Source organism: Mucilaginibacter sp. RCC_168 (assembly GCF_041355315.1).
Taxonomy (GTDB): Bacteria; Bacteroidota; Bacteroidia; order Sphingobacteriales; family Sphingobacteriaceae; genus Mucilaginibacter.
Window position 1 is genome coordinate 1 of record NZ_JBFUPN010000007.1, and the last position, 21,688, is coordinate 21,688.

Sequence of the window (21,688 nt, forward strand, 5' to 3'; positions counted from 1 at the left end):
TTAGTTTTCACTTTTGTTAACTTTAAGTTACTGTGAAACTTCTATCCGAAGCTTGTTTTTCAAACATACTAACTCTATGCTGTACAGAGCGAACTTTTATAGTTGACCTGCTTGTGTAGAGATTGCTTCGTACCTCGCAATGACGCGTGGAGAATTAACGCAAAGAGCCGCCCAAATGGGTGGCTCTTTGCTATATGATGGATTTATTATTTTATTGTTTTACCGGTTCATCGGCAGTTTTTGGAGTATTTAAAAACACAAAGTTGTTGTCAAACATATCCACTTTAATGGTACTGTCCTTATCAACTGTGCCGGCCAGGATCTGTTTTGATAATTCGTTCAGAATCTTTTTCTGGATGACACGTTTCAACGGACGGGCACCAAATTGCGGATCGTAGCCTAATTGGGCCAGCCAATCCAATGCTTCGTCGGTAGCTTCCATCGTGATGCCCATTTCGGCAAGGGTTTGTTTTACCTGGTTAAACTGTAGTTTCACAATATCATGTATCTCATCACGGCTCAATGGAGTAAACATGATGATCTCATCAATACGGTTCAAAAACTCGGGGCGAATGGTAGCACGCAACAGCATAAACAGTTCGTTCTTGGTTTTGGCTATCAGTTCCTCACGGTTATTATCCTCCAGTGTCTGGAAGTTTTCCTGTATAATGTTTGAGCCAATGTTAGAGGTCATGATAATGATGGTATTCTTAAAATTCACCACACGACCCTTATTATCAGTCAAACGGCCATCATCCAATACCTGTAACAGAATGTTAAACACATCCGGATGTGCTTTTTCAATTTCATCCAGTAATACTACACTATAAGGTTTACGACGCACAGCCTCTGTAAGCTGACCACCTTCATCATAACCTACGTAACCCGGAGGCGCTCCTATGAGCCTTGACACCGCATGGCGTTCCTGGTATTCGCTCATATCAATACGCACCAATGCACCTTCGTCATTGAACAGATACTCTGCCAAAGCCTTCGCCAACTCAGTTTTACCAACACCGGTTGTACCTAAGAATATAAACGAACCGATGGGCCTGCGCTTATCCTGCAAACCGGCACGGCTGCGGCGTATGGCATCACTGATAGCTTCAATGGCTTCCTCCTGGCCTGCTACACGCTTGTGCAGTTCTTCTTCCAGGTGCAGTAGCTTTTCGCGTTCACTCTGTATCATTTTGGAAACAGGTATGCCTGTCCAACGGGATACCACGCCGGCAATATCATCGGCAGTAACCTCCTCTTTCAGCATGCGGCTATCACTTTGGTTTTCCAGCAGCGCGGCCTTTAGTTTTTCCACTTCTGCCTGGGCCTGTACAATGGTTCCGTAGCGTAATTCAGCAACTTTGCCATAATCACCAGCGCGTTCGGCCTGTTCGGCTTCCAGCTTATAGTTTTCTATCAGTTCTACCTTTTGGTTAATGCCATCAACCAGGTCTTTTTCACCTTGCCATTTGGCGCGTAACGAATCACGCTGGGCAGATAGATTTGCGATCTCTTCGCTTAGCTCAGCTACTTTACGGTCGTCTTTTTCTCGTTTGATAGCTTCGCGTTCAATCTCCAGCTGCATAATGCGGCGTTCCAATTCGTCAACCACCTCAGGTACCGAGTCCATTTCCAAGCGTAGTTTAGAAGCAGCCTCATCCATCAGGTCAATCGCTTTATCGGGTAAAAACCGGTCAGAAATATACCGTTGCGACATTTCAACCGCGGCAATAATGGCTTCGTCTTTGATCCGCACTTTGTGGTGGGTTTCGTAACGTTCCTTCAAACCACGTAAAATAGATATGGCATCGGCGGCATCAGGCTCTTCTACCATAACTTTCTGGAAACGCCTTTCCAACGCTTTATCTTTTTCCAGGTATTTCTGGTACTCGTTAAGCGTGGTAGCACCAATTGACCGTAATTCGCCGCGGGCTAATGCCGGTTTTAATATATTGGCCGCATCCATGGCGCCTTCACCACCACCTGCACCTACCAGCGTATGGATCTCATCAATAAACAGGATGATCTCGCCATCGCTTTGGGTAACTTCCTTGATCACCGCTTTTAAACGCTCTTCAAACTCACCTTTGTATTTGGCGCCAGCTATCAGCGCACCCATATCCAACGAATAAACCACCTTGGTTTTCAGGCTCTCAGGTACATCGCCTTTAATAATCCGGAAAGCAATACCTTCGGCAATGGCTGTTTTACCCACACCGGGCTCACCCACCAGTATCGGGTTGTTTTTGGTACGGCGTGACAGGATCTGAATTACACGGCGGATCTCTTCATCCCTGCCGATAACGGGATCGAGTTTACCTGAACCGGCATACTCATTCAGGTTACGGGCATATTTATTCAGGGCATTATAGGTAGCCTCAGCATTCTGATCAGTTACCTTACTGTCGCCACGTAAACTTACAATGGCTTTTTTAAGATCTTTTTCATTTACACCGAGGTCTTTTAACAGCGAGCTGATAGTACCGCCAGCTGCCAGTATGCCTAATAGTATATGTTCAACCGATACAAATTCATCTTTAAATTCCTTTAAGTAACCCTGCGCTTTTTGCAGCGCCGAATTGGTATCTGATGACAGATAAATATTGCTTCCGCTTACCTTGGGGTATGAGCTGATCTGCGCATCGAGCGTTTCATTCAACCGGTTAAGGTTTACGTTCAATTTTTTTAATAAATAGGTTATAACATTTTCATCAACCAGCAACAAGCCTTTTAACAGGTGTGCGGGTTCTATTGCCTGCTGTTGATTACCAGTGGCAATTTCCGAAGCCTTTTGTACGGCTTCCTGGGCTTTTATTGTAAAGTTGTTAAAGTTCATATCAATGAGTATTAATCAAAACGCCTGCCACTTAATGTCAAGTGAAAAAAAGTCAGATAAATATAAACTGAAACGACATTTTGACTTGTTATTATTTGAAAAATTTATTATTAAATTTTGATATTTTTGCCCGACAACCTTATATGCGATACAATTGAAAAGTCATTTCTTTTTTAATAGCCTGCCAGGAAAATACCGGGCATCATACAGGGATTATTATACCTATCAAAACCTGGTTGCTATAAGGGCCGGAAGTATCATATTCCTTGTGCTGAATGTTATTATAAGGATACTATACTTTGTTTTTCCGGTGAGCCTTACACGCGCTCAAAATTTTCCTGAATTTAGCCTAAGTAATTGGGTATTTATTATTTTAACTCCTATTTTTCTGATTCTGAGTAACCTGCTCATCGCCAATTTTAAAAGCCACAAAAAAGCAACTGCCGCAATGGCATTATTGGTATTCCTGTTCTCGGTTTATATTATATCCTGTGGCATGTATTCAAGTTTCATCGCCACATCCGACCCCAGCAACGCATTAACATTATATCTTATCGCCTTAAGTTTGATAAGCGCTATATACGTGTTTGAATATTACGAAACCATTATATTAATAATAACTATTGAGATATTGTTTACCGGCCTGTTGTTTTATAGCCAAACCAGCTCAACCCAAATGGTGTATAACCAACTGATATCGGCTATTCTGCTTTCTGCTTTTTACCTCACTTCCAGGTACTTTTTCTCTTATAAAGTTAACTATTATCAGCAGGTGATCGAGATCAGAGAAAAAAATGTAGAAATAGAAAAGGCTGGCGAATTTAAGAACCAGGTATTAGGTATGGTGGCACACGACCTCCGTAACCCTATCGCGGCGGTGGAGTCGCTGGCCATGATCATGGAAATGGACCATGACCTAAACGATGAAATGCAGGAAAACCTGAATATGATGAAAGCCTCGTGTGTTAAGGCCCGAACCATTATTGACGATCTGCTGGAAGCTGCCCGCAACGATACCGGCGACGTTTTCGACATGGAAAGAACGGAGCTGAACCAATTGTTAAAAGGCATTGTGAACGACTGGGAGATACAGCAAGATCTCAAAACAGATGTAATATTTACCAGCAACATTAACCCTGCCTATGCCAAAGTAAATAAGGAAAAATTGCATCGTGCCGTAGATAACCTGATTAGCAACGCCATCAAATTTTCAAAAGATAATAGCCGGGTAGATGTACGGCTGAATAAAAAGAACGAAGAACTGATTATTGAGGTACAAGACTATGGCCTGGGTATTCCTGCCGACATGCTCCCGGATATATTTAACCGTTTTTCAAAAGCACGGAGGACCGGTGTCCGCGGTGAAGAATCAACCGGCCTTGGCCTGAGTATTGTGCGCCAGATAATCGAAAAGCATAACGGCATTATCGATGTAGAAAGCATTGTAGGCCGCGGTACCGTTTTTTATATAAAACTACCTGTTGCCTGGTTGGGGTAACATAAGAAGGCCCCCAATGATCATTGAGGACCTTTTTAAATTTAACTCTTTTTATTTTCTTGTTTACGATTGCTATCGCGATTTGATGTTTGGTCAGATCGTTGTCCGCCGCCATTACTGATACCGGCACGTTTTTGGGCTGCCTTTTGATCATAAAATGCTCTGTCTGATGTTGAACTACCCTGCATGTTTCCACCGTTTTTAAGATCCTGTTGAGTTTTCATAATATTAAAATTAAGTGTACAATAACAGGAATAAAACAATAACTATGCCGATGGGAAACACTATCCCCGCATTACCCCTATCCGGTCGCCCTTCCAATCTGGAAACAGGATATGATCATTATTAATACTCAGATGTTTATCTGCTACTTCGCTAAATACACTTCTGAAATCGGTAGTAACAGCCAGATCTCGCCCATCTTCCAGATTTTCGATAGCTAATGGCTGCATATTACCATGTACCAGCCCACCATTGATATCATTACCTAAAATAAAGTTACATGAAGCCCGGCCATGATCGGTACCGCCAGTACCGTTCTGGTGTACGGTGCGCCCAAATTCAGTCATGGTCATCACCGTAACATCATCCTGATAAGCTTCCAGATCACACCATAAGGCGCTGATGCTGTAACTTAGATCGGCCACATTACGGGCAAATATGCCGTTTTCAGTCCCCTGGTTAAAGTGTGTGTCCCAGCCGTTTGATTCGGCAAAGGCTACCTCTAATCCTACATCCATTTTAACCAACTGGGCTATTTGCTTTAACGAATTACCCAGTGTCGAATTTGGATATACCGCGTTGTTGGCTGGTGTATAGTTTTTAATATTTGTTTTTTGCAGCATTTTAACCGCCTCAAAGCTTTCTTTACCAGTTTGTTTTAGCAGACTGGATGAAGTTTGATCATACAGATCTTCAAAGCTTTTGGCAGCCATATTGGCGCCCATAGGGTTACCACGCATCTGGATGGCAAAATCCTGCAGGTTACTGATAGATACCGAAGGATTATCACCATAAAAAGACCGCGGCATAGCCGATGTCATGCTCACCGCGGTAAATGGCGTCATGGCATCATGTCCCAGTAAGCCAACCGCCCGGTTAAGCCAACCGCTTGAGGTACCTTTATTAAAAGGCGTACCCGATTCCATATAATCCTGCGCGTCAAAATGCGAACGGGTATTGTTTGGCGACCCAATGCCCTGCACTATGCCTAATCGTTTTTCACGGAACAGAGGTTCAAAGGATTTCATGGACGGGTGCAAACCAAACCTGCCGTCCAGATCAATAAGTGGGGAGCTATTACCCGTTTTCGCTGCCGACATAAATAATGTTGGCCGGGCATCTTTTAAATATTGGTCGGTAAACGGTGTCACCGCCATCAGGCCATCCATCGCCCCTCTTTGGAATATGCAGATCAGCGTTTTACGTTTTTTATAGGGCGATATGATCTTTTCGCTCGCGGCGGCTTCTGCTAAAAAACCGGGGATACCACCCATTAAACCTACACCCAATAAGGCTAAACCTCCTGATTTTAAAAAACCTCTTCTTGATACCATGATCCTATATTTTTATAGATTTAACGCCGTTGATATTCTGGTGAACCGATGATCACACCTACTACCTGCCCCAGCATGGAACTGTTGCCTCCCGGTTTTTGCATAGCTATTACATTATTTGGCCGCTTACCTTGTGCAGCCAATTTATTATCGGCCATCATCTTCTCGGGAGCGGTCATGGTCATGCTGGCAGGCTGCCCTTCTTTTACATACAGCTTATTGGAGCTTGCTTCGTCAACCCGTTGTGCCAGGTTAGGGTCGGTAAGCAATGGTGTAAGCCGTTTGATGGTCTCGTCGAGTTTACGTTCCGGCATGATCAGTTTGCTGTAGATTTCCAATGCTGCTTGTGCGCTTTCGGGCTCATGATGGTTGTTTAGCGCAGCCAGATCTATCTTTACACCTGGTATACGCCCGGCTGCCAGCGCCAGGCCAAAATTCATACGGTTAAGCAATGCCCCTGTATTGATCCAATACTGTCCCTTATCCGGAAAACCGGTTGGGGCCTGGTAATAATACACCTTCTCGCCCATTTTATTAATCCAATTGTATAACTGATAAGGCTGTTCAATGCTGGCGTGCAAACTGCGTACTGAGCCTATAGCGAACTCAAACGGAGATTTTGTCTTTTCGCGCAGGGCCGATGAATTCCAGAATTCGGGCGCGCTTACCATGGTAATGAGCACCTGTTTGATATCGCCATCCTTATCCATGAATGTTTTGGCCATCTTATTGATCAGGCTCTGTGGTGGGTTGTCGCTTACAAAACGCACTGCTATTTTACGACTGATAAACTTTGCCGTAGCCGGACTGTGTGCCAGCATGGACAATAACCGTACCCCTTCCTGGTATCCATCATCTGGACCAAAATGTTTACCTAAAACCACCTTCTCCGTTTTATCATGCCGGTTGGCATTGAACAGGAAATCGCTATCCCGGACAAAGCCCCGCTTTTCCAAACGATCGGCACCTATTTTATCCATGATGTTTTTACCCAGCTTACCGTACTGACCCATTGGGTATATTGTCCAGCCGGTTAATACTTTGGCCGCTTGGGTTACATCCTGTTGGGTATATCCTCCATCAACCCCAAGCGTATGCAATTCCATTACCTCGCGGGCATAATTTTCATTTAACCCCTGTGTGCTTTTTGCCTTTTGTAATTTATTAACCAGAGCAACACGCCTCCCGCTATCCACCATTTGGCCAGACATATTTTGCAGTTGCGCGGCACGAATGAGGTTTTTTGCAGCCGGCTTATCCATATTAACAGCCGAACTGGTAAAGTTATCCAGATAGTATAACATGGCCGGTGATTTGGCCGTAGCCAACAAAATGTCATTGAATTTACCCAGGGCATTAGGTCGGATCACATCCCGCTCATAGGCTGGTATAAATTGCGCGCAATCGTTTTTGGTGATGGATACATTAAAATGGTTAAACCAAAAGCTCGTCATTACCTCCTGCAATTGGTTATTGGTGTAAGCGGCACGTAATATCTTTTGATTGATAAACTGCCGAAAAAGCTCCTGCTCGGGCTTCATCCCATTTTGCTGCATGTAATTTTGCAGCACATCTTTGTAAGCTTTTTGGTCAGTTTTTACCGAATCCTTATTTACTACCCCGGCATTTATAGCCATGCGTAATACCTGCGCATTTTTTGGGAACTCCATAACTACCTGCGTATTACTCAATGCAAGGGCATCGTATGGCACTAACATGCGGTTAAGAGAATCATCCGGAAGATCGGCATCCATTTGCTGCTTAAACCAGTTTTCCAGACCTGATTTTACTACTTCGTCAATTTCGCCAGGAGTAGCTCCATAGGTAAATCTACTTAGTAAATGGGCCGCTGCCTGCCGCTCTGTTAAACCCTGTTGCCGGTACGGAAACCGCCATTTGAAGGGCGAGTTATGATTGCGTACAACGAAAAATGAGGAAAGCGATACTGTTCCCAAAATCAGTAACGTAATGCAACAGAGGTACTTTATGGTCTTTTTCATAGATGATCATTTGCGCAGGATCATGAATTACAGATGCTTTGACTTTATTATGACATTTTGGTTTAATTATAAATTTGAGTTTTTTGTGTTAACTTTCTGTTAATTACATTCATTTTATGTTTATTAAACCAAATGAGCCCTCGTTTGTCATATCAAGCAAACCATCAATAAAAAGATAATGAAAAAATTAATTCTAATAATAGCATTGGTAACCGGCTTAAATGTGTTGGCCAATGCCCAGCAACAAACCGCTAAAACGCCTGCTCAAAAGGCTGCGCATAAAACAGAAAACCTGCAAAAGAAACTAAAACTTACTGCCAGTCAAACCAAGCAGGTGAACGCCTTATTTTTAACCGAGGCCACACGCGTAGATAGTTTAAAAGCGCATAAGACTAATAAAAAAGCAAACAAAGCCGCTCACAAAGCGATACAGGCCCAAACGGATCAAAAATTGAATGCCATTTTAACCGCCGATCAACAAAAGGCATTCGCCGATCTGAAAGCTGCCAAAAAAGCAAAACATGATCAGAAAAAAGCTGCCGATGCGGCTAATGCTGCTCCAAAGCAATAATTAATACGATCAAATAAAAATTCGGAAAGCTGTTCCTATTGGGACAGCTTTTTTGTATTTGCCTGAATGTCCCGACGTGCGATCTTTGCAAAGAAATGTTTCGGTTTTTTGATCTTTTTGTCAGCGAAAAGCAATTTAATTTGTAAGCCTGACAGTAAATACCCTCACAATTTACAAATTCTCATCATTTCAGGAGTAATTATTAACATATGTTACATGATAAATCTAATTGATATTCAATACTTAACTGTAAAAACCACACTTAATTATATTATTAATATCATATCCTAAGTGTTGTATGATTAACAAATTGTTAACACCTAAATATTATCATTGAAACTATTGCAATATTAAACAGACTTTGTATATTTGTGCCATAGTTATTTGTAAGGAGCTGACAGGCAGCAAACGATGGTTCGACTCCTCCCTTGCAACTCTTCTCATAATTTAGGTTTATAATTGGTTAGAACGCGCCCCTGCCCATCAGGGGCGCTTCTTGTTTCTATACAGTTTTGCTCCGAGCAAACAAACGCTACAAGCTGCTGTATTTATTAACAAATAACCTGTCCTATGAAAAATCCGGCTACCCTCATTTTAAAACATGCAGACGGCAGTTCAAGAAATATTATTATTGAACCTATACTACGGCCCGATCTTACAAACACCGGCACTTACAAGATCTATAAAACTACTATCGATAACGAATCGACCTTGTTTACCGAGAACCTGGAGATAGATGAAGGCGCGCCTGCCCTACCCGATGAGGCTAATCCTGATTACCTGGGCAGTATGGTAATAGAGCCCATGCCTCAACAATGGAAATATACCGGCGACCTGCTTACATCTGATGAGCAGCAACAGATCGCCGATTTTATAGAACAACAAGCATTTTAATCAAACCCTTTTACTTTCATCTGCATGGTATACACTGCTTTTGAAGCGGTAATAAACAGGATATCCCTGTTTTTGCCGCCGAAGCATACATTGGCCGACCATGGTTCATCAATATCAATATGCCCTATTTTTTCGCCCTGGGGGTTTACAATGGTAACTCCTTTACCGCATAAGTAAATGTTTCCGCGCTCGTCGATAGCCATTCCATCGGATCCCTGGGCAAAAAACAGCGTGCGGTTGCTTAAAGAGCCATCTTTATTGATGTCATACTTATAGATCTTATTATCACCAATATCGGCTACATACAGTGTTTGGCCATCAGGTGTACCTACAATACCGTTGGGGCGTACAAATTTATCGTCCACAATAACTGCTTTAGGTTTGCCTTTAGCCAGGTAATATAACTTTTGACCGTCCAGATCGGGCTTTTTGCGGGTCCAGTAATCACGCTGATAATACGGGTCGGTGATATAAATACCGCCATTAGGGTGGATCCAGACATCATTAGGACCATTAAACAGATGCCCTTCATAATCCTTTAGCAACACTGTAACTTTACCTTTGGGACTGATTGACCATAGCTCATCCTTAGCATCGGCACAGCTGATGAGGTTGCCTTTTTTATCAAAATACATCCCGTTGGAACGACCCGCACTATCCAGAAAAACCGACAGCTTACCGTCGGTATCATACTTCCAGATCTTATTATTGGGTTGATCGGTAAAAAATATGTTGCCCTGTTTATCTACAGCAGGCCCTTCGGTAAAGGAAAATTGTTTGGATACCAGCTGCGGTTTGGTACCCGGATCATACAGATCGGTAGCACCCTGGCTAAACGCCCTGCCCGCCGCTATTGTCAAAAACAGGAATACCGAAGTTAATTTTCTCATCATCATTTGTATTAGGTTTCAAAATGTTAAAGTACGAAGTTCAAAAACTTTTTAAAGCAATAATTTTAACACTTTTCTCATCGAAAACAGGCCAGAATCAGCTTAAAAATCGTTCATAACCATCGATTTTAACACTTTTTAACAAATTCCAACGCGATTTTGAGCAGTTTTTAAAACTTTAAAAAGTGTTAAACAATTTATTTACAATACATAAAATATAAATCGATCGGTTTTTGGTCTTGTTTTTCTCTTAACCAAACAGCCCGGTACTCTGATAAAAGAGAACCGGGCTGCTGTATATACGAAGATACGAAAATAAGTCCGAAGTTTTAAGTCTCAAGTCCTGATTGCTGAATTTAAACTATCGCGCGGTGCCGACTCCCCCAGGGCATGGCTACGCTCGCCGCGCCTCTCCATGCGTCATTGCGTAGCGTGGCAATCCCCCACTCACAGAGACACTCTGCATATCGGGGATTGCCACGTCGTTCCTCCCCCAATGACGCGCCGGGGAAAATGCGCAAATTCACTCCTCTTTCCGCCGCAGGCGAAGAGAGTGATCCAGCGAAGCGCAGATCGGGTGAGTTAATTTCTCTCCCTTCCACCCCTTCTAAAAAAACTCACCACCAAACTCATTAAAAACGCTATTTTTGCAAATTATTTAAAATACCGTTTATAGCATGAGTATTGCACTATCCGAACAGGAAATTATACGCCGCCAATCTTTACAACAATTAAGGGAATTGGGTATTAACCCATACCCTGCCGAAGCTTTTGATGTTAACGCCTGGGCACAGGACATTACCGATAACTTTAAGGACAAACCCGAGGCCTACCAAAATGTAGTAATTGCCGGCCGTATTATGACCCGCCGTATTATGGGTAGCGCGTCATTTGCCGAGATCCAGGATTCAACCGGTCGCGTGCAGATCTATATTAAACGCGATGATATTTGTCCGGATGAGGATAAAACCTTATACAATACCGTATTTAAAAAACTGCTGGACATTGGCGATTACGTAGGTGTTAAAGGTTATGTATTTTTAACCCAGACCGGCGAAATATCGGTTCACGTTCGTGAGCTGATCGTGCTTTCTAAATCATTAAAACCACTGCCGGTTGTAAAACGCGAAGATGACGGCACCATCCATGATGGTTTTACCGATCCGGAGCTGCGTTACCGCCAGCGCTATGTGGATTTAACCGTTAACCCCGAATACAAAAATATTTTTATTAATCGCTCCAAAGTGATCAGCGCTATGCGCGGTTATTTTAATACCCAGGGCTGGATGGAAGTGGAAACCCCTATCCTGCAGCCTGTGCATGGCGGTGCGGCGGCGAGGCCGTTTGCTACGCACCATAACACGCTGGATATGCCCCTGTTTTTGCGTATCGCCAACGAACTGTACCTGAAACGTTTGATCGTAGCCGGTTTTGATGGGGTGTATGAGTTTGGTAAGATGTTCCGTAACGAGGGCATGGACCGCACCCACAACCCGGAGTTTACCGCCATGGAGATCTATGTAGCCTATAAAGACTATATATGGATGATGAAAATGGTTGAAGAATGCCTGGAAACAGTTGCCAAAGCGGTGCATGGTATCCCGGTGGTACAGGTGGGCAGTAATGAGATCAACTTTGCAGGTCCGTATGAAAAACTGTCGATGTATGATTCTATCCTGAAATATACGGGTATCGATGTATCGGCTATGGACGAAGCCGCTTTGCGCCAAACCTGCGCTGAGCTCAAAATAGAAGTTAACCCAACTATGGGTAAAGGCAAACTGATCGACGAGATCTTCAGTGCTAAAGTGGAGGCCAACCTGATCCAGCCAACCTATATTACCGACTACCCTATCGAAATGACCCCACTGGCCAAAAAACACCGCAGCAAGGATGGCCTTGTGGAGCGTTTTGAGCTATTTGTGAACGGCAAGGAGATAGCGAATGCCTACTCGGAATTAAACGACCCTATCGATCAGCGTGAACGTTTGGAGGAGCAATTGATACTGGCAGGTAGAGGCGACGACGAAGCAATGGCCATGGACGACGACTTTTTACGCGCCCTGGAATATGGTATGCCGCCAACATCGGGCCTGGGTATCGGTATCGACCGTTTGGTGATGCTGATGACCAACCAAAGCACCATACAGGAAGTATTGTTCTTCCCGCAGATGCGCCCCGAGAAAAAGGCCAAAGTAGCCACAGCCGAAGATTTTGTAAATATAGGTGTACCCGCCGAATGGGTACCCGTACTGAATAAAATGGGCTTCAACACCGTTGAAGAGCTCAAAGCGGGCAACCCCAACAAAGTTTTCAACGACCTGGGTGGTATGCGCAAAAAACTAAAACTGGATATTACCATGCCGACCAAAGAAGTGGTAATGGCCTGGTTTGAATAATTCTGAACCTTGATTTAAGGATTTCAGGATCAACTTGATCTTTTTGAAGAGACGCATGTAATGCGTCTCTTTTTTGTTAATCGATATTTATATGCTTGAAAGTACACACGTACGACAGCTATGATGGGATCACAATTAAACAATCGATACCATTATCGTATAAATGAAAAGGCAACCCAAAACAAAGAGACCACATTAGTTTATATACAACATGACTCCTTTCGTTTTGAAATTGCCATAATTATTTAACACATTGAGCGCTCGTTCAAACCATTTAATTTAACATTTTTCTGATTACCGGGTCAGGTGAATCAGGACTGACTTTTATCGTCAATAAAACATCGTTTTTTAAGGAACTGACACCATCAATATCGATTCCTGAAAATGTTATGTTGATCTTCTCCTTATTGTAATAAAAATATTTGGTATCATCTTCAAACAGTAAAAGATTAGCAATAAGTGTTTTTTTTGACGGTGTAAGTACAGAAACGATAACCTCCCCCTTGTTTTTATTTACATAGTTCACACCAATATTGTATTTCCCAAATTTTTTATAAAATCCCAATCGAAAATACCCCTGATAGCGTCCCCGGTTGTCCAAACTATAAGTCCGGGTTTCATTACTAATTAGTGCTGAGGGTGCTATGGCTGTTGTTGTATTCGCCTTTGCTATGTATGCTTCCTTAACATTGCCAATAAGATCCTGATACTTCATAAAAAAATAGCCGTTGGTTCCAAAACTACTTCCCCAGCTATTTAAGATTTTGAAACAACCTGTTGATTGCTCATACCCTGTAACGAGTAAGGCATGATAGCCAAAGTACGGCTTTCCAGGATCGAATTTATAGATGAATGGCTCTCCATGCTGACCTATGACGTAGCCTTTTTTAACAAAGTCTGAGTCCAAATCCATCCCTATTATTATTGGATTGAATGTAGTCAGTAAATATTGGAATTGCCTTGTATTAAAAGATGTTAAAATATCGTATGTCAAAATTTTATTTTCCTCTGCCAATACCGAAAGCTGTTCTATAAGTATAGGTGTGAGGCAATCCATGGCATCCTGGCCCTTGTATGGAAGATCACGAAGTGTGGGAGAGCCTTTGTCCCTCAATCCATCTAAAATTTTCGATAACAATACGCCACCCTGGCAATCAGAAATGCCAACCTCAGTCATTTTTAGCAGGTTATAAAGATATTTAGGACTATAGGTTCGCAGGGAATCAATTACTCCGTTTACTGTAGCACTTGTATTATTCTTACGATTCTGGATATAGGTCAGGCAATCATAAACTGCAGTAAACGCTGCACAACTGCCCTGGCTTCCCTGATTACCCGGTAGCGGCATCTGGTCAGACAGATCTGCCCTCGGATCTGGCACGAAATCATCAGGCACAGACGCAGCCGCGGCGTGTGGCAGCCGTTTAAGATAATCTTCCGACGGTTTAAGCAGCCCAGTTTTAGATTCCTGACTAACTTGGGCGTTTAGCGCTTTGATACAGACCAAAGCAAACGTCAATATTAGCAACATTACTTTTTTCATAACATTTACTTTGATAAATTCCATGATATAGAAAACATACCTTTAAAATCTAAATGCGACTCAGTGGTAACGTCTGTTATCGTTTCGCGATAAAGTACGTTTTCCTGATATTTGGAGCTCAATCGAGTCACGCTTCCCCATGCACCGCCTACTCCGAAGACTACCCTTTGAAAATTCGCTATCATGAAATTTGCGCCCACCGCCAGCACCGGTTTTGCATTGTCTTTAAACATAAAGCCTGTTCCTATGAACGCGCCATAGTTAAAGGGACCGGCTGTCATGCTATGAAAGTGCATGAACGCCATTGGCCCATAACTAAAATTAGCCCCGCTGCGTTGCTTGATGGAACTAAAAGTAGATTGATTGGGCTTTACTACAACCGTCCCGTTCTCAACTGTTGAATCCTGCGTAATACGCGTGGTTTGAGAAGCCACATACGATTTGTCATTAAGTCCCGAAAAAAAGAGTCCTGCCGAAAAATCGATCTTTGCTCCGCCCCTCCTTTTGATAATAATACCGGGAAAAGTTGATAAAGCATCCGTGTTAGTTACTAAATCAGTTTTGGAAAATTTAATGGTGATTTCATCATTTTGCTGCAGCGTAAACGGCCCTACCAGCGTTGAATATTGAAGCGCCGCCACATCGGTGACCGATACCGCGAAAGGAGCGAGTTTAGGTTGTTGAGTGGTAGTAAAATCGGTTTGATAACTTTGGGTAGCTGCCAGGCTATTCTTAAAATCCGACTTAAAACTATCATAGTCGCTAATTCCAACCTGTCTGGCGTAACCTTTTATATCGGCTGCATGGGCAGTTTCAAAAGCAGTAAGGTCATTTAAAGCAAGTTTATATTCGTCTACCCGTTTTGTCAGATCATTATTAACTGTTACCGGAAAATCAGTGATCATATAATAATCGATCTGGCAAGCGGGGGTTGTCCCGAGTGTCGGCTGGTATGGGTTGTTCGTTCCCGGGGGAAAATAATCATTGATAAGATTTCCTAACCTGTTGTAAATTTTCTTCTGTTCAGTTTGGATCGTAGCGCTAGTCAATTGTTCAATCTTTTTCCAGGACCTGTCAATCGTATTCTGATAATCTGCCAAAATATTCAGGAAATCCGAGATCGTTTTAATGTCATTGTTAATTTTGGGAGTTGTAGTGGTAATGCGCAAAATGATAGACCTTAATTTAGTAACATCTGCTGCCACCAACGCTGCCGAAGTATCTGGTGCTGCACCTGGCGCCACCTGAGTTGTGGCTGTTGGAGCAGTAATAGTGGTGTAGGCAATAACCGGACTTGCACTATTTTGAAAAGTGACAAGTCCCGTGGTTGTAGCACCAATGCGGTATTTTAATGGATTATAACCGGTGACCTCAACCATAAACACGTCATTCGATCTGGCATAACCATTCGTTAACGATCCGTAATCGATGTTGAGACCTTTTGATAGATCAAGCCTAACGGGATTTACATTAGGCTGAGTTCCGGGATTGCCAGCTACAAGAGGTTGTCGGCTTTTACACGCTCCGAATGTTAAAAGAATGGCAAGAAGCCCTGCCGGACAAATTAGTTGTTTCATTGTGATTTGGTTTAAGTAACTAAATATAAGTAACTTAAATCAAATTAGAATGATATTTAAAATATTTTCGGAGTGAAATAGATAGAACGATAAAACTTGCCTATTTTCGGGCAGTTTTTACTTGAATTCACCCACTACCGCAAGCGTCCCGCTTGTGGTTATCATGTTGAGCATCTGTTATCTTTCTTTATGCTATAAATAGCACAAGCGGGACGCTTGCGGTAGCATGTGGGCGCCTGATTTTCATTCCGGATCCGTCCGGGACTGACGATTCCGCTACTATTTTATAATTTATTTACAAAGTTTACATTTTTATTTACAATCCAAACCACTCGACCCGAAAAATATCAAAGTAGATTCGCTGAATCAATTTGAACGGATATGAAAAATAAAAAAATTCTCATCTATGCGCTGATCTTACCGCTGGTTGTGCTGAGCGGATTAGTATTTGCTAATCGTGAAATTAAAAATGAAACTGAGCCGTCCCCAAAGCCGTTGTCCATTGCTGACAGGAAAGCCCGCATGGCGGATGACAGGAAAAAATGGGAGGCTTCTCCTGACGGTATAAAGTACAAAGAATGGGAGGTTTCTCCCAAAGGTAAAAAGGTGCACGCCAGTGCTGATAAAATAAGGAAGTACATAAAAGCTTTTGCCAATATGGAGGCCGTGGTAACCTCTGTTACTTTTCAGCGCGCAAACGCGAAATCATCAGGACCAAAATGGCTAATAGTCAGAATTGATGGTGAAGAGTACATGATGCAGTTTATTCCTAAGGATTTTCAGCAGTTAAATAGCCTGAGAGTTAACGACAAAATAATTGTAAGAAGCCGCAGCGCAGGGTATTCGCCTAACCATCCATATTTGATTATATCGGGCGACTATATTGAGCAAAATAACAAGATACTTTTTAAACGTGATTTCAGCAAAAATAACCGTTGCTGAGGATTGGCTGCAAATCTTGCCGTTAAAATATGATGCATAATTAAATACAAAAGCCCCGCTACCACAAGCGGGACGCTTGCGGCAGCTGAGGAAATTATTGATCAACGACTAAACATCATGGAGCAGCTATTTTAGGCTTACTTGTTTTACTCTCACTTTGGTCATTGCTTTTTTCGGTCGAGGTATTAGGCGAAGCGGTATTAAACAAGTTTATTCCTATCCCAAATCCAATCCAATTTTTGCCGTGATAAATCCAGCTGCGTTCAACAGGTGATGGCCTATTTATAAAATCCCAACCCCAACCAAGGGTGAAATTTATATTTTTATATGCATATACAGCACCGATAGAAGGAGTTAAGGCAGGTCTATCAGTACTGGTTTTTACGACCCCTTTTGTGGAAGCACTGTCCAGAGTAACAGAAGACAAAGATAAGCCAATGATGACGCCGATTGAATTGTTTTTATTCAACTGATATTTACCAGCGACAGAGCTACCTAAGCTTAAATTACTTGTGAAATAAGATTTTTGTGGGCGAAACTTAAACGGATAGGTAAATGTTCCGAATGAGAATTCGAACTTTGAGGTTTTAGTGTATTCCTCTGCGTAAGCTAAAAACTCATCCTTAGATATTAAGAAAAAACGAATATTATTGGGCAATTCAGAAATATTGCCATTTGAATCCTTATCATCCAAGCTAATATAATTATAAATCTTCAATTTGTCGTTCTGCATAAAATTAAAATCGTAGTAAATTATCACAGAACAATCTGAACTTTTTACTCCAGCAATTTTGAATACTGTTTGAGGTTCAGCATACACATCGCCCTGTGTTTTCAAATTATCATCTAAAGGACTCCCCGAAGCTGTAACTTGAGTCAGTTTAAGGTAGCCCTTGAATATATAATTCTTATCTGATATTACAATCGGACATGAGCTGCCAGAATTGCCCGTTGGTGGTTTACTACTATCACCATTGTTTGTTGTTGAATTTGGATTGGCAGTTGTTTGACTAAATCCTCGCAAAGTTAGGGCGAGAAAAAATGCCAGGGGCATCAAAAAAGGTTTCATATAGCGATAAGTTTGGGTTTAAGTAAATTTATGAAAATACTTGATAAAACAAACACGCTTTATTGCATAATCTAAAAAATAAATATTTAAAAGCTTCGTAGAAAATCAAACAACTTGTTTACCTGCAGTAATTTATAACTTAACTAATATCCCAGCTGGCGCAAGCGTCCCGCTTGTGGTTACCATGCTGGGCAACTGTTATATTTCCATAATGTTTATAAATACTGCAAGCATCCAGCTTGCGATGACGGGGCTAATACCACTATCGCGCTATACCTGATTCCCTCACTGACGAAACAATAAGTAAGCCTTAACCGTTATTTTTAAGGTATGAAATACTGGTGTTTGCGGATGGGACTGGCTGTGCTGCTACTCATAGAGGCAGTCGGCTGTGGTATGGTAAGGTCGTTGGGGAAAGATCCAAAGGGTGAAGCGCTTGCCCGCTTGGATACTGTGTCGAATTACAAAAATGGCAGTTTCGAAAATCTGGCCGAACGTTCCGACTCTACCGTCAAGCGCAGCCGGCTACGTATGATGCTTCACCGTCGCCCTAAAACCATCAGGCCCTCTCATGCACTGCCATGGGTTAAAACTGATTTAAAGGCCCTACCTGCTCCTGCCCCCACTATCGTTTGGTTCGGGCATTCCTCTTTACTCATCAAAACCAGGCAGAATAACATACTCATCGATCCTATTTTCAGTAATCATGCCGGGCCTGTACCCGGATTGATCACGGCATTTCCGGGCACCAAACATTATCATGCAGAGGATATGCCGCCAATTGATGTGCTGATCATTTCGCACGATCACTATGATCACCTGGATTATCGCACCCTAAAAAAACTAAAAGACCGTATTAAACTGGCTGTAGTGCCGCTGGGTGTTGGCTCAGATCTGATATACTGGGGATTCGACCCTAAAAAGATCATCGAACTGAATTGGAACCAGTCAGCCATTCTGCCTGGTGATCTCCGGATCACTGCTACCCCGGCACAACACCGCAGCAACCGTTCCTATAGCAAAGAAAATAAAACACTTTGGGCATCGTATGTGATACAGGCAGGCAGTTACCGGCTATTTTACAGTGGCGATAGTGGTTATGGGCCACACTTTAAACAAATAGGTCAGCAATACGGTCCATTTGACCTTGCGCTGCTGGAATGCGGACAATACAGTCCAAACTGGCCATGGACACATTTGTGGCTTGGGCAAGCTGCCCAGGCCGCTGTCGACCTAAATGCCCGTTTGCTGCAGCCTATCCACTGGGCCAAGTTTGTAGAAGCAGATCATCCCTGGAACGAACCTATAGAAAAGCTTCTGCCTGCTGCCAAAAAGCTGGGCATCCAGGTAAATGTTCCGCGTATCGGGGAGCCTTATACCTTAGGAGACCCGCCTAAGACTTTAGTCTGGTGGGACTTTAAATAAATTAAGAGCTTCTGTGAGAGATCTTGAGTAGACAAAAGTTTTTAATTACTATCTGCAAATACACACGTAACACGCGTGCATTTGCAGACGACTCAATTCTTTTATTTTTTTAAAACCAATAATAATTCGTCCAGTTTTTCCAGTGTCGCCATCATGCCTTGTTCCATACCCATTTGGATAACCTGCTCCAAATCTGAAAGTGATTTGTAGGTAACGATAGTTTCTACTAAAGCGTTTTCTTCTTTGTCGGTAAAAGTTACCAGCCATTCTGCACGCGGCAAGTCTTTGTTTATTTCACCTTCTGCATTACTGAAAGCATCTAAAGATGTATAGTAGTCAATCGGCTTTATTTTTACATATTCTGTATAACCCCAGTATTCTGTGCCGTTTGGTTCTACCATAGCATAGTGCCAATGTCCTCCTTCACGAAAATCCATTGATTTTGTCCTGGTGGTTAATGGTTTGGGGGCAAACCAGCGGTCAAGCAATTCGCTCTTGGTGTAACAGTCCCAAATCAATTGCCGGTCGGCTAAAAATTCACGCCTGATTGTTAATGTATTTTTTACCTTGTCTGCAATAAAGTCGAAGTACAAATTATGATTCATTATTTTTTATTTTTAATAGTTGATAAAAGTTCGTCGAGTTGATGAAAACGGGTTTCCCAAATCTGCCGGAATTGTTCCAGCCATTTGTCCACCTCTTTCATTTTGTCAATCTCCAATTGGTAATAAATTTCCCGGCCCTGGTGCTCTTGTTTCACCAGTTCGCATTCAGTTAAAACTCTTAGATGTTTTGAAATTGCCTGCCGTGTGGTATCAAAATGCTCGGCAATAGCATTAGGTGTCATTGCTTGTATGGCTATTAAAGCGATGATCGCCCTGCGTGTCGGATCGGCTATGGCTTGAAAAATATCTCGTCTCATTGAAGTGTTTTTTATACTGGCTCAAATTATAATGATTAAGCCCTGTAACCAAAATTATTTCCTGATCATGGGCAGGTACTTTTCCCGGTTGTCAATAATTACCCAAAGAATAGTGGCGATCAACGCAAATACCATAGGCAAACCAGATGGAGCCATACTGATGTTGGCCAGCATAATGCCAGTTAAAACAGGTACAAGAACTATAGCGCCAAGAGGCCTGGTTCTGGGGATTATCAACAACAAACCGCCAAGGATCTCCATGGCACCCACAAGTGGCATAAGCCAGCCAATTTCCATAAATGCCTTTCCTGCCTTTACCATTTTCTCGGGCATTTCCTTTGGCATCGGTATGTAGTGAAAAAATTTATCCAGGCCAGCGTTAATAAACATCAAACCGGTTAGCAAGCATAAAACAAATAGAATTTTACTTTTCATAATTATTTATTTAAATAAGAAACCAACTGGTTGCAAATATATACGCAACCGACTGGTTTCGCAAATTTTATTAAAAAAATTTCTCCCCTTTTTGCTTATTCTGATCAAATTGAAGGAATGGATCTCTTTATGTGAGTGGAGGGTTGCTTAAATAGCAGGAAAAGCTGAACAAAATTGCCGGGAACGTTGTTTTCATAAACTGACGTTTGGCAAACGGTGTAGAATGTATTAATTGTTATTTTTGTTACGGATAAAAGCTTAACAATGTCTATAACTACCGAAGACGAAAAAATTGGCATGCAGCAGGCAAGTAATGCAGTTGCCATTACGCTTAAAAAGATGCGTAAGTTTGCTAAACCTGGCATTTCAACAAAGGAACTTGATGAGTATGGCGGCGAATTGCTGGCACAGATAGGCGCCCGTTCTGCACCTATGCTAACCTATGGTTTCCCCGGGCATACATGTATCAGTATTAATGAAGAAGCTGCGCATGGTATACCATCAATGGATAAAATCCTAAAAGAAGGCGATCTGGTAAATATTGATGTATCGGCAGAATTAAATGGCTATTGGGCCGACAATGGCGGCTCGTTTGTATTAGGCGAAGATATCCACGGCCATGGCAGGCTGGTAGAAGCATCAAAAGAGATATTGAGAAAGGCGATCAGCAACATTAAAGGTGGTGTCAGAATATCGGAGATAGGCAGGTTGATTGAGACTGAAGCCAAAAAAGTTGGCTACACAGTAATAAAAAACCTGACCGGGCATGGTGTTGGTCGCAGTTTGCACGAAGAACCCCACGAGATAGCTAATTACAGCGACAGGTACAACACTACGCGTTTCAAAAAGAATTCGGTAGTAGCGATAGAGACATTCATTTCAACACGGTCAACAATTGCCGATACCCAAGCCGATGGCTGGACGCTACGCGGTAATAAAGGCGGTTTTGTTGCACAGCACGAACATACCATTATGGTAACTGGCGGTAAACCGGTAATATTTACAGCGCAGAATGGCATTTGGGATTAATTATCGCACAACAGTAATGTAAACCAGAATTGCCGGCCAAAACACCTCCAACTTTTACACCACCTTTTTAATAAGCATGGGCCCGTTTTTTGTAAATCGGACTTA

Annotated in this window: 18 protein-coding genes; 7 read left to right on the top strand and 11 right to left on the bottom strand. The window is 42.4% G+C overall.

Going from position 1 to position 21,688, the window contains the following annotated elements:
• Positions 1-211 precede the first annotated feature (211 nt).
• Positions 212-2,833: an ATP-dependent chaperone ClpB gene (gene clpB / locus AB6735_RS07575; RefSeq protein ID WP_370995301.1), complete on the bottom strand. Its 2,622-nt coding sequence runs from the start codon at positions 2,831-2,833 to the stop codon at positions 212-214.
• Positions 2,834-2,987: 154 nt separating this feature from the next.
• Here clpB and AB6735_RS07580 point away from each other — a divergent pair, with 154 nt between their 5' ends.
• Positions 2,988-4,331, top strand: coding sequence for a sensor histidine kinase (locus tag AB6735_RS07580; RefSeq protein ID WP_370995302.1), 1,344 nt, complete (start codon positions 2,988-2,990; stop codon positions 4,329-4,331).
• A 41-nt stretch (positions 4,332-4,372) separates the two neighbouring features.
• Here AB6735_RS07580 and AB6735_RS07585 read toward each other — a convergent pair whose 3' ends face one another.
• Genes AB6735_RS07585 through AB6735_RS07595 form a run of 3 tightly spaced genes read right to left on the bottom strand, consistent with a single transcriptional unit; the run spans position 4,373 to position 7,887 of the window.
• The gene (locus AB6735_RS07585) at positions 4,373-4,555 is read right to left on the bottom strand and encodes a hypothetical protein (RefSeq protein WP_370995303.1); all 183 of its coding nucleotides are present in this window, start codon (positions 4,553-4,555) and stop codon (positions 4,373-4,375) included.
• Between the two features lie 60 nt (positions 4,556-4,615).
• Positions 4,616-5,887 (bottom strand): DUF1501 domain-containing protein, encoded by a 1,272-nt coding sequence (locus tag AB6735_RS07590; protein WP_370995304.1) that lies wholly within the window; start codon positions 5,885-5,887, stop codon positions 4,616-4,618.
• Positions 5,888-5,907: 20 nt separating this feature from the next.
• On the bottom strand, positions 5,908-7,887 hold the full coding sequence (locus tag AB6735_RS07595) for a DUF1800 domain-containing protein (RefSeq protein ID WP_370995305.1): 1,980 nt from the start codon (positions 7,885-7,887) through the stop codon (positions 5,908-5,910).
• A gap of 178 nt (positions 7,888-8,065) precedes the next feature.
• On the opposite strand from AB6735_RS07595, the gene AB6735_RS07600 reads away from it, so the two are divergent.
• Both AB6735_RS07600 and AB6735_RS07605 read left to right on the top strand, forming a co-directional pair.
• Positions 8,066-8,458: a hypothetical protein gene (locus AB6735_RS07600; RefSeq protein WP_370995306.1), complete on the top strand. Its 393-nt coding sequence runs from the start codon at positions 8,066-8,068 to the stop codon at positions 8,456-8,458.
• 570 nt (positions 8,459-9,028) lie between these two features.
• Positions 9,029-9,352, top strand: a complete 324-nt coding sequence (locus tag AB6735_RS07605) for a hypothetical protein (RefSeq protein WP_370995307.1) — start codon at positions 9,029-9,031, stop codon at positions 9,350-9,352.
• Here AB6735_RS07605 and AB6735_RS07610 read toward each other — a convergent pair.
• The gene (locus tag AB6735_RS07610) at positions 9,349-10,242 is read right to left on the bottom strand and encodes an SMP-30/gluconolactonase/LRE family protein (protein WP_370995308.1); all 894 of its coding nucleotides are present in this window, start codon (positions 10,240-10,242) and stop codon (positions 9,349-9,351) included. The genes AB6735_RS07605 and AB6735_RS07610 overlap by 4 nt on opposite strands.
• Positions 10,243-10,919: 677 nt before the next feature.
• Here AB6735_RS07610 and lysS point away from each other — a divergent pair.
• Positions 10,920-12,641 (top strand): lysine--tRNA ligase, encoded by a 1,722-nt coding sequence (lysS, locus tag AB6735_RS07615; RefSeq protein WP_370995309.1) that lies wholly within the window; start codon positions 10,920-10,922, stop codon positions 12,639-12,641.
• Between the two features lie 274 nt (positions 12,642-12,915).
• Here the strand turns inward: lysS and AB6735_RS07620 are convergent, their stop codons facing one another.
• On the bottom strand, positions 12,916-14,208 hold the full coding sequence (locus tag AB6735_RS07620) for a C1 family peptidase (RefSeq protein ID WP_370995310.1): 1,293 nt from the start codon (positions 14,206-14,208) through the stop codon (positions 12,916-12,918).
• Positions 14,190-15,761: a hypothetical protein gene (locus AB6735_RS07625; RefSeq protein WP_370995311.1), complete on the bottom strand. Its 1,572-nt coding sequence runs from the start codon at positions 15,759-15,761 to the stop codon at positions 14,190-14,192. Before AB6735_RS07625 ends, AB6735_RS07620 begins: the two co-directional genes overlap by 19 nt.
• Positions 15,762-16,142: 381 nt before the next feature.
• Here AB6735_RS07625 and AB6735_RS07630 point away from each other — a divergent pair, with 381 nt between their 5' ends.
• The gene (locus AB6735_RS07630; protein ID WP_370995313.1) at positions 16,143-16,703 is read left to right on the top strand and encodes a hypothetical protein; all 561 of its coding nucleotides are present in this window, start codon (positions 16,143-16,145) and stop codon (positions 16,701-16,703) included.
• A gap of 115 nt (positions 16,704-16,818) precedes the next feature.
• Here the strand turns inward: AB6735_RS07630 and AB6735_RS07635 are convergent, their stop codons facing one another.
• Positions 16,819-17,772: a hypothetical protein gene (locus tag AB6735_RS07635; protein ID WP_370995315.1), complete on the bottom strand. Its 954-nt coding sequence runs from the start codon at positions 17,770-17,772 to the stop codon at positions 16,819-16,821.
• Between the two features lie 330 nt (positions 17,773-18,102).
• Between AB6735_RS07635 and AB6735_RS07640 the strand changes: the two genes are divergently transcribed.
• A complete protein-coding gene (locus AB6735_RS07640) occupies positions 18,103-19,197 on the top strand; it encodes an MBL fold metallo-hydrolase (RefSeq protein ID WP_370995317.1) in 1,095 nt (364 codons plus the stop codon).
• Between the two features lie 101 nt (positions 19,198-19,298).
• On the opposite strand, the gene AB6735_RS07645 is transcribed toward AB6735_RS07640, so the two are convergent.
• From AB6735_RS07645 to AB6735_RS07655, 3 genes are read right to left on the bottom strand one after another with little or no spacing between them, the layout of a single operon-like run.
• Positions 19,299-19,802 (bottom strand): SRPBCC domain-containing protein, encoded by a 504-nt coding sequence (locus AB6735_RS07645; protein ID WP_370995318.1) that lies wholly within the window; start codon positions 19,800-19,802, stop codon positions 19,299-19,301.
• Positions 19,802-20,119, bottom strand: coding sequence for an ArsR/SmtB family transcription factor (locus tag AB6735_RS07650; protein ID WP_370995320.1), 318 nt, complete (start codon positions 20,117-20,119; stop codon positions 19,802-19,804). The genes AB6735_RS07645 and AB6735_RS07650 overlap by 1 nt, the downstream gene beginning before the upstream one ends.
• A gap of 54 nt (positions 20,120-20,173) precedes the next feature.
• Complete coding sequence (locus AB6735_RS07655) at positions 20,174-20,554, bottom strand: DoxX family membrane protein (RefSeq protein WP_370995321.1); 381 nt, start codon at positions 20,552-20,554, stop codon at positions 20,174-20,176.
• Between the two features lie 264 nt (positions 20,555-20,818).
• On the opposite strand from AB6735_RS07655, the gene map reads away from it, so the two are divergent.
• On the top strand, positions 20,819-21,583 hold the full coding sequence (gene map / locus AB6735_RS07660) for a type I methionyl aminopeptidase (RefSeq protein WP_370995322.1): 765 nt from the start codon (positions 20,819-20,821) through the stop codon (positions 21,581-21,583).
• Positions 21,584-21,688 lie beyond the last annotated feature (105 nt).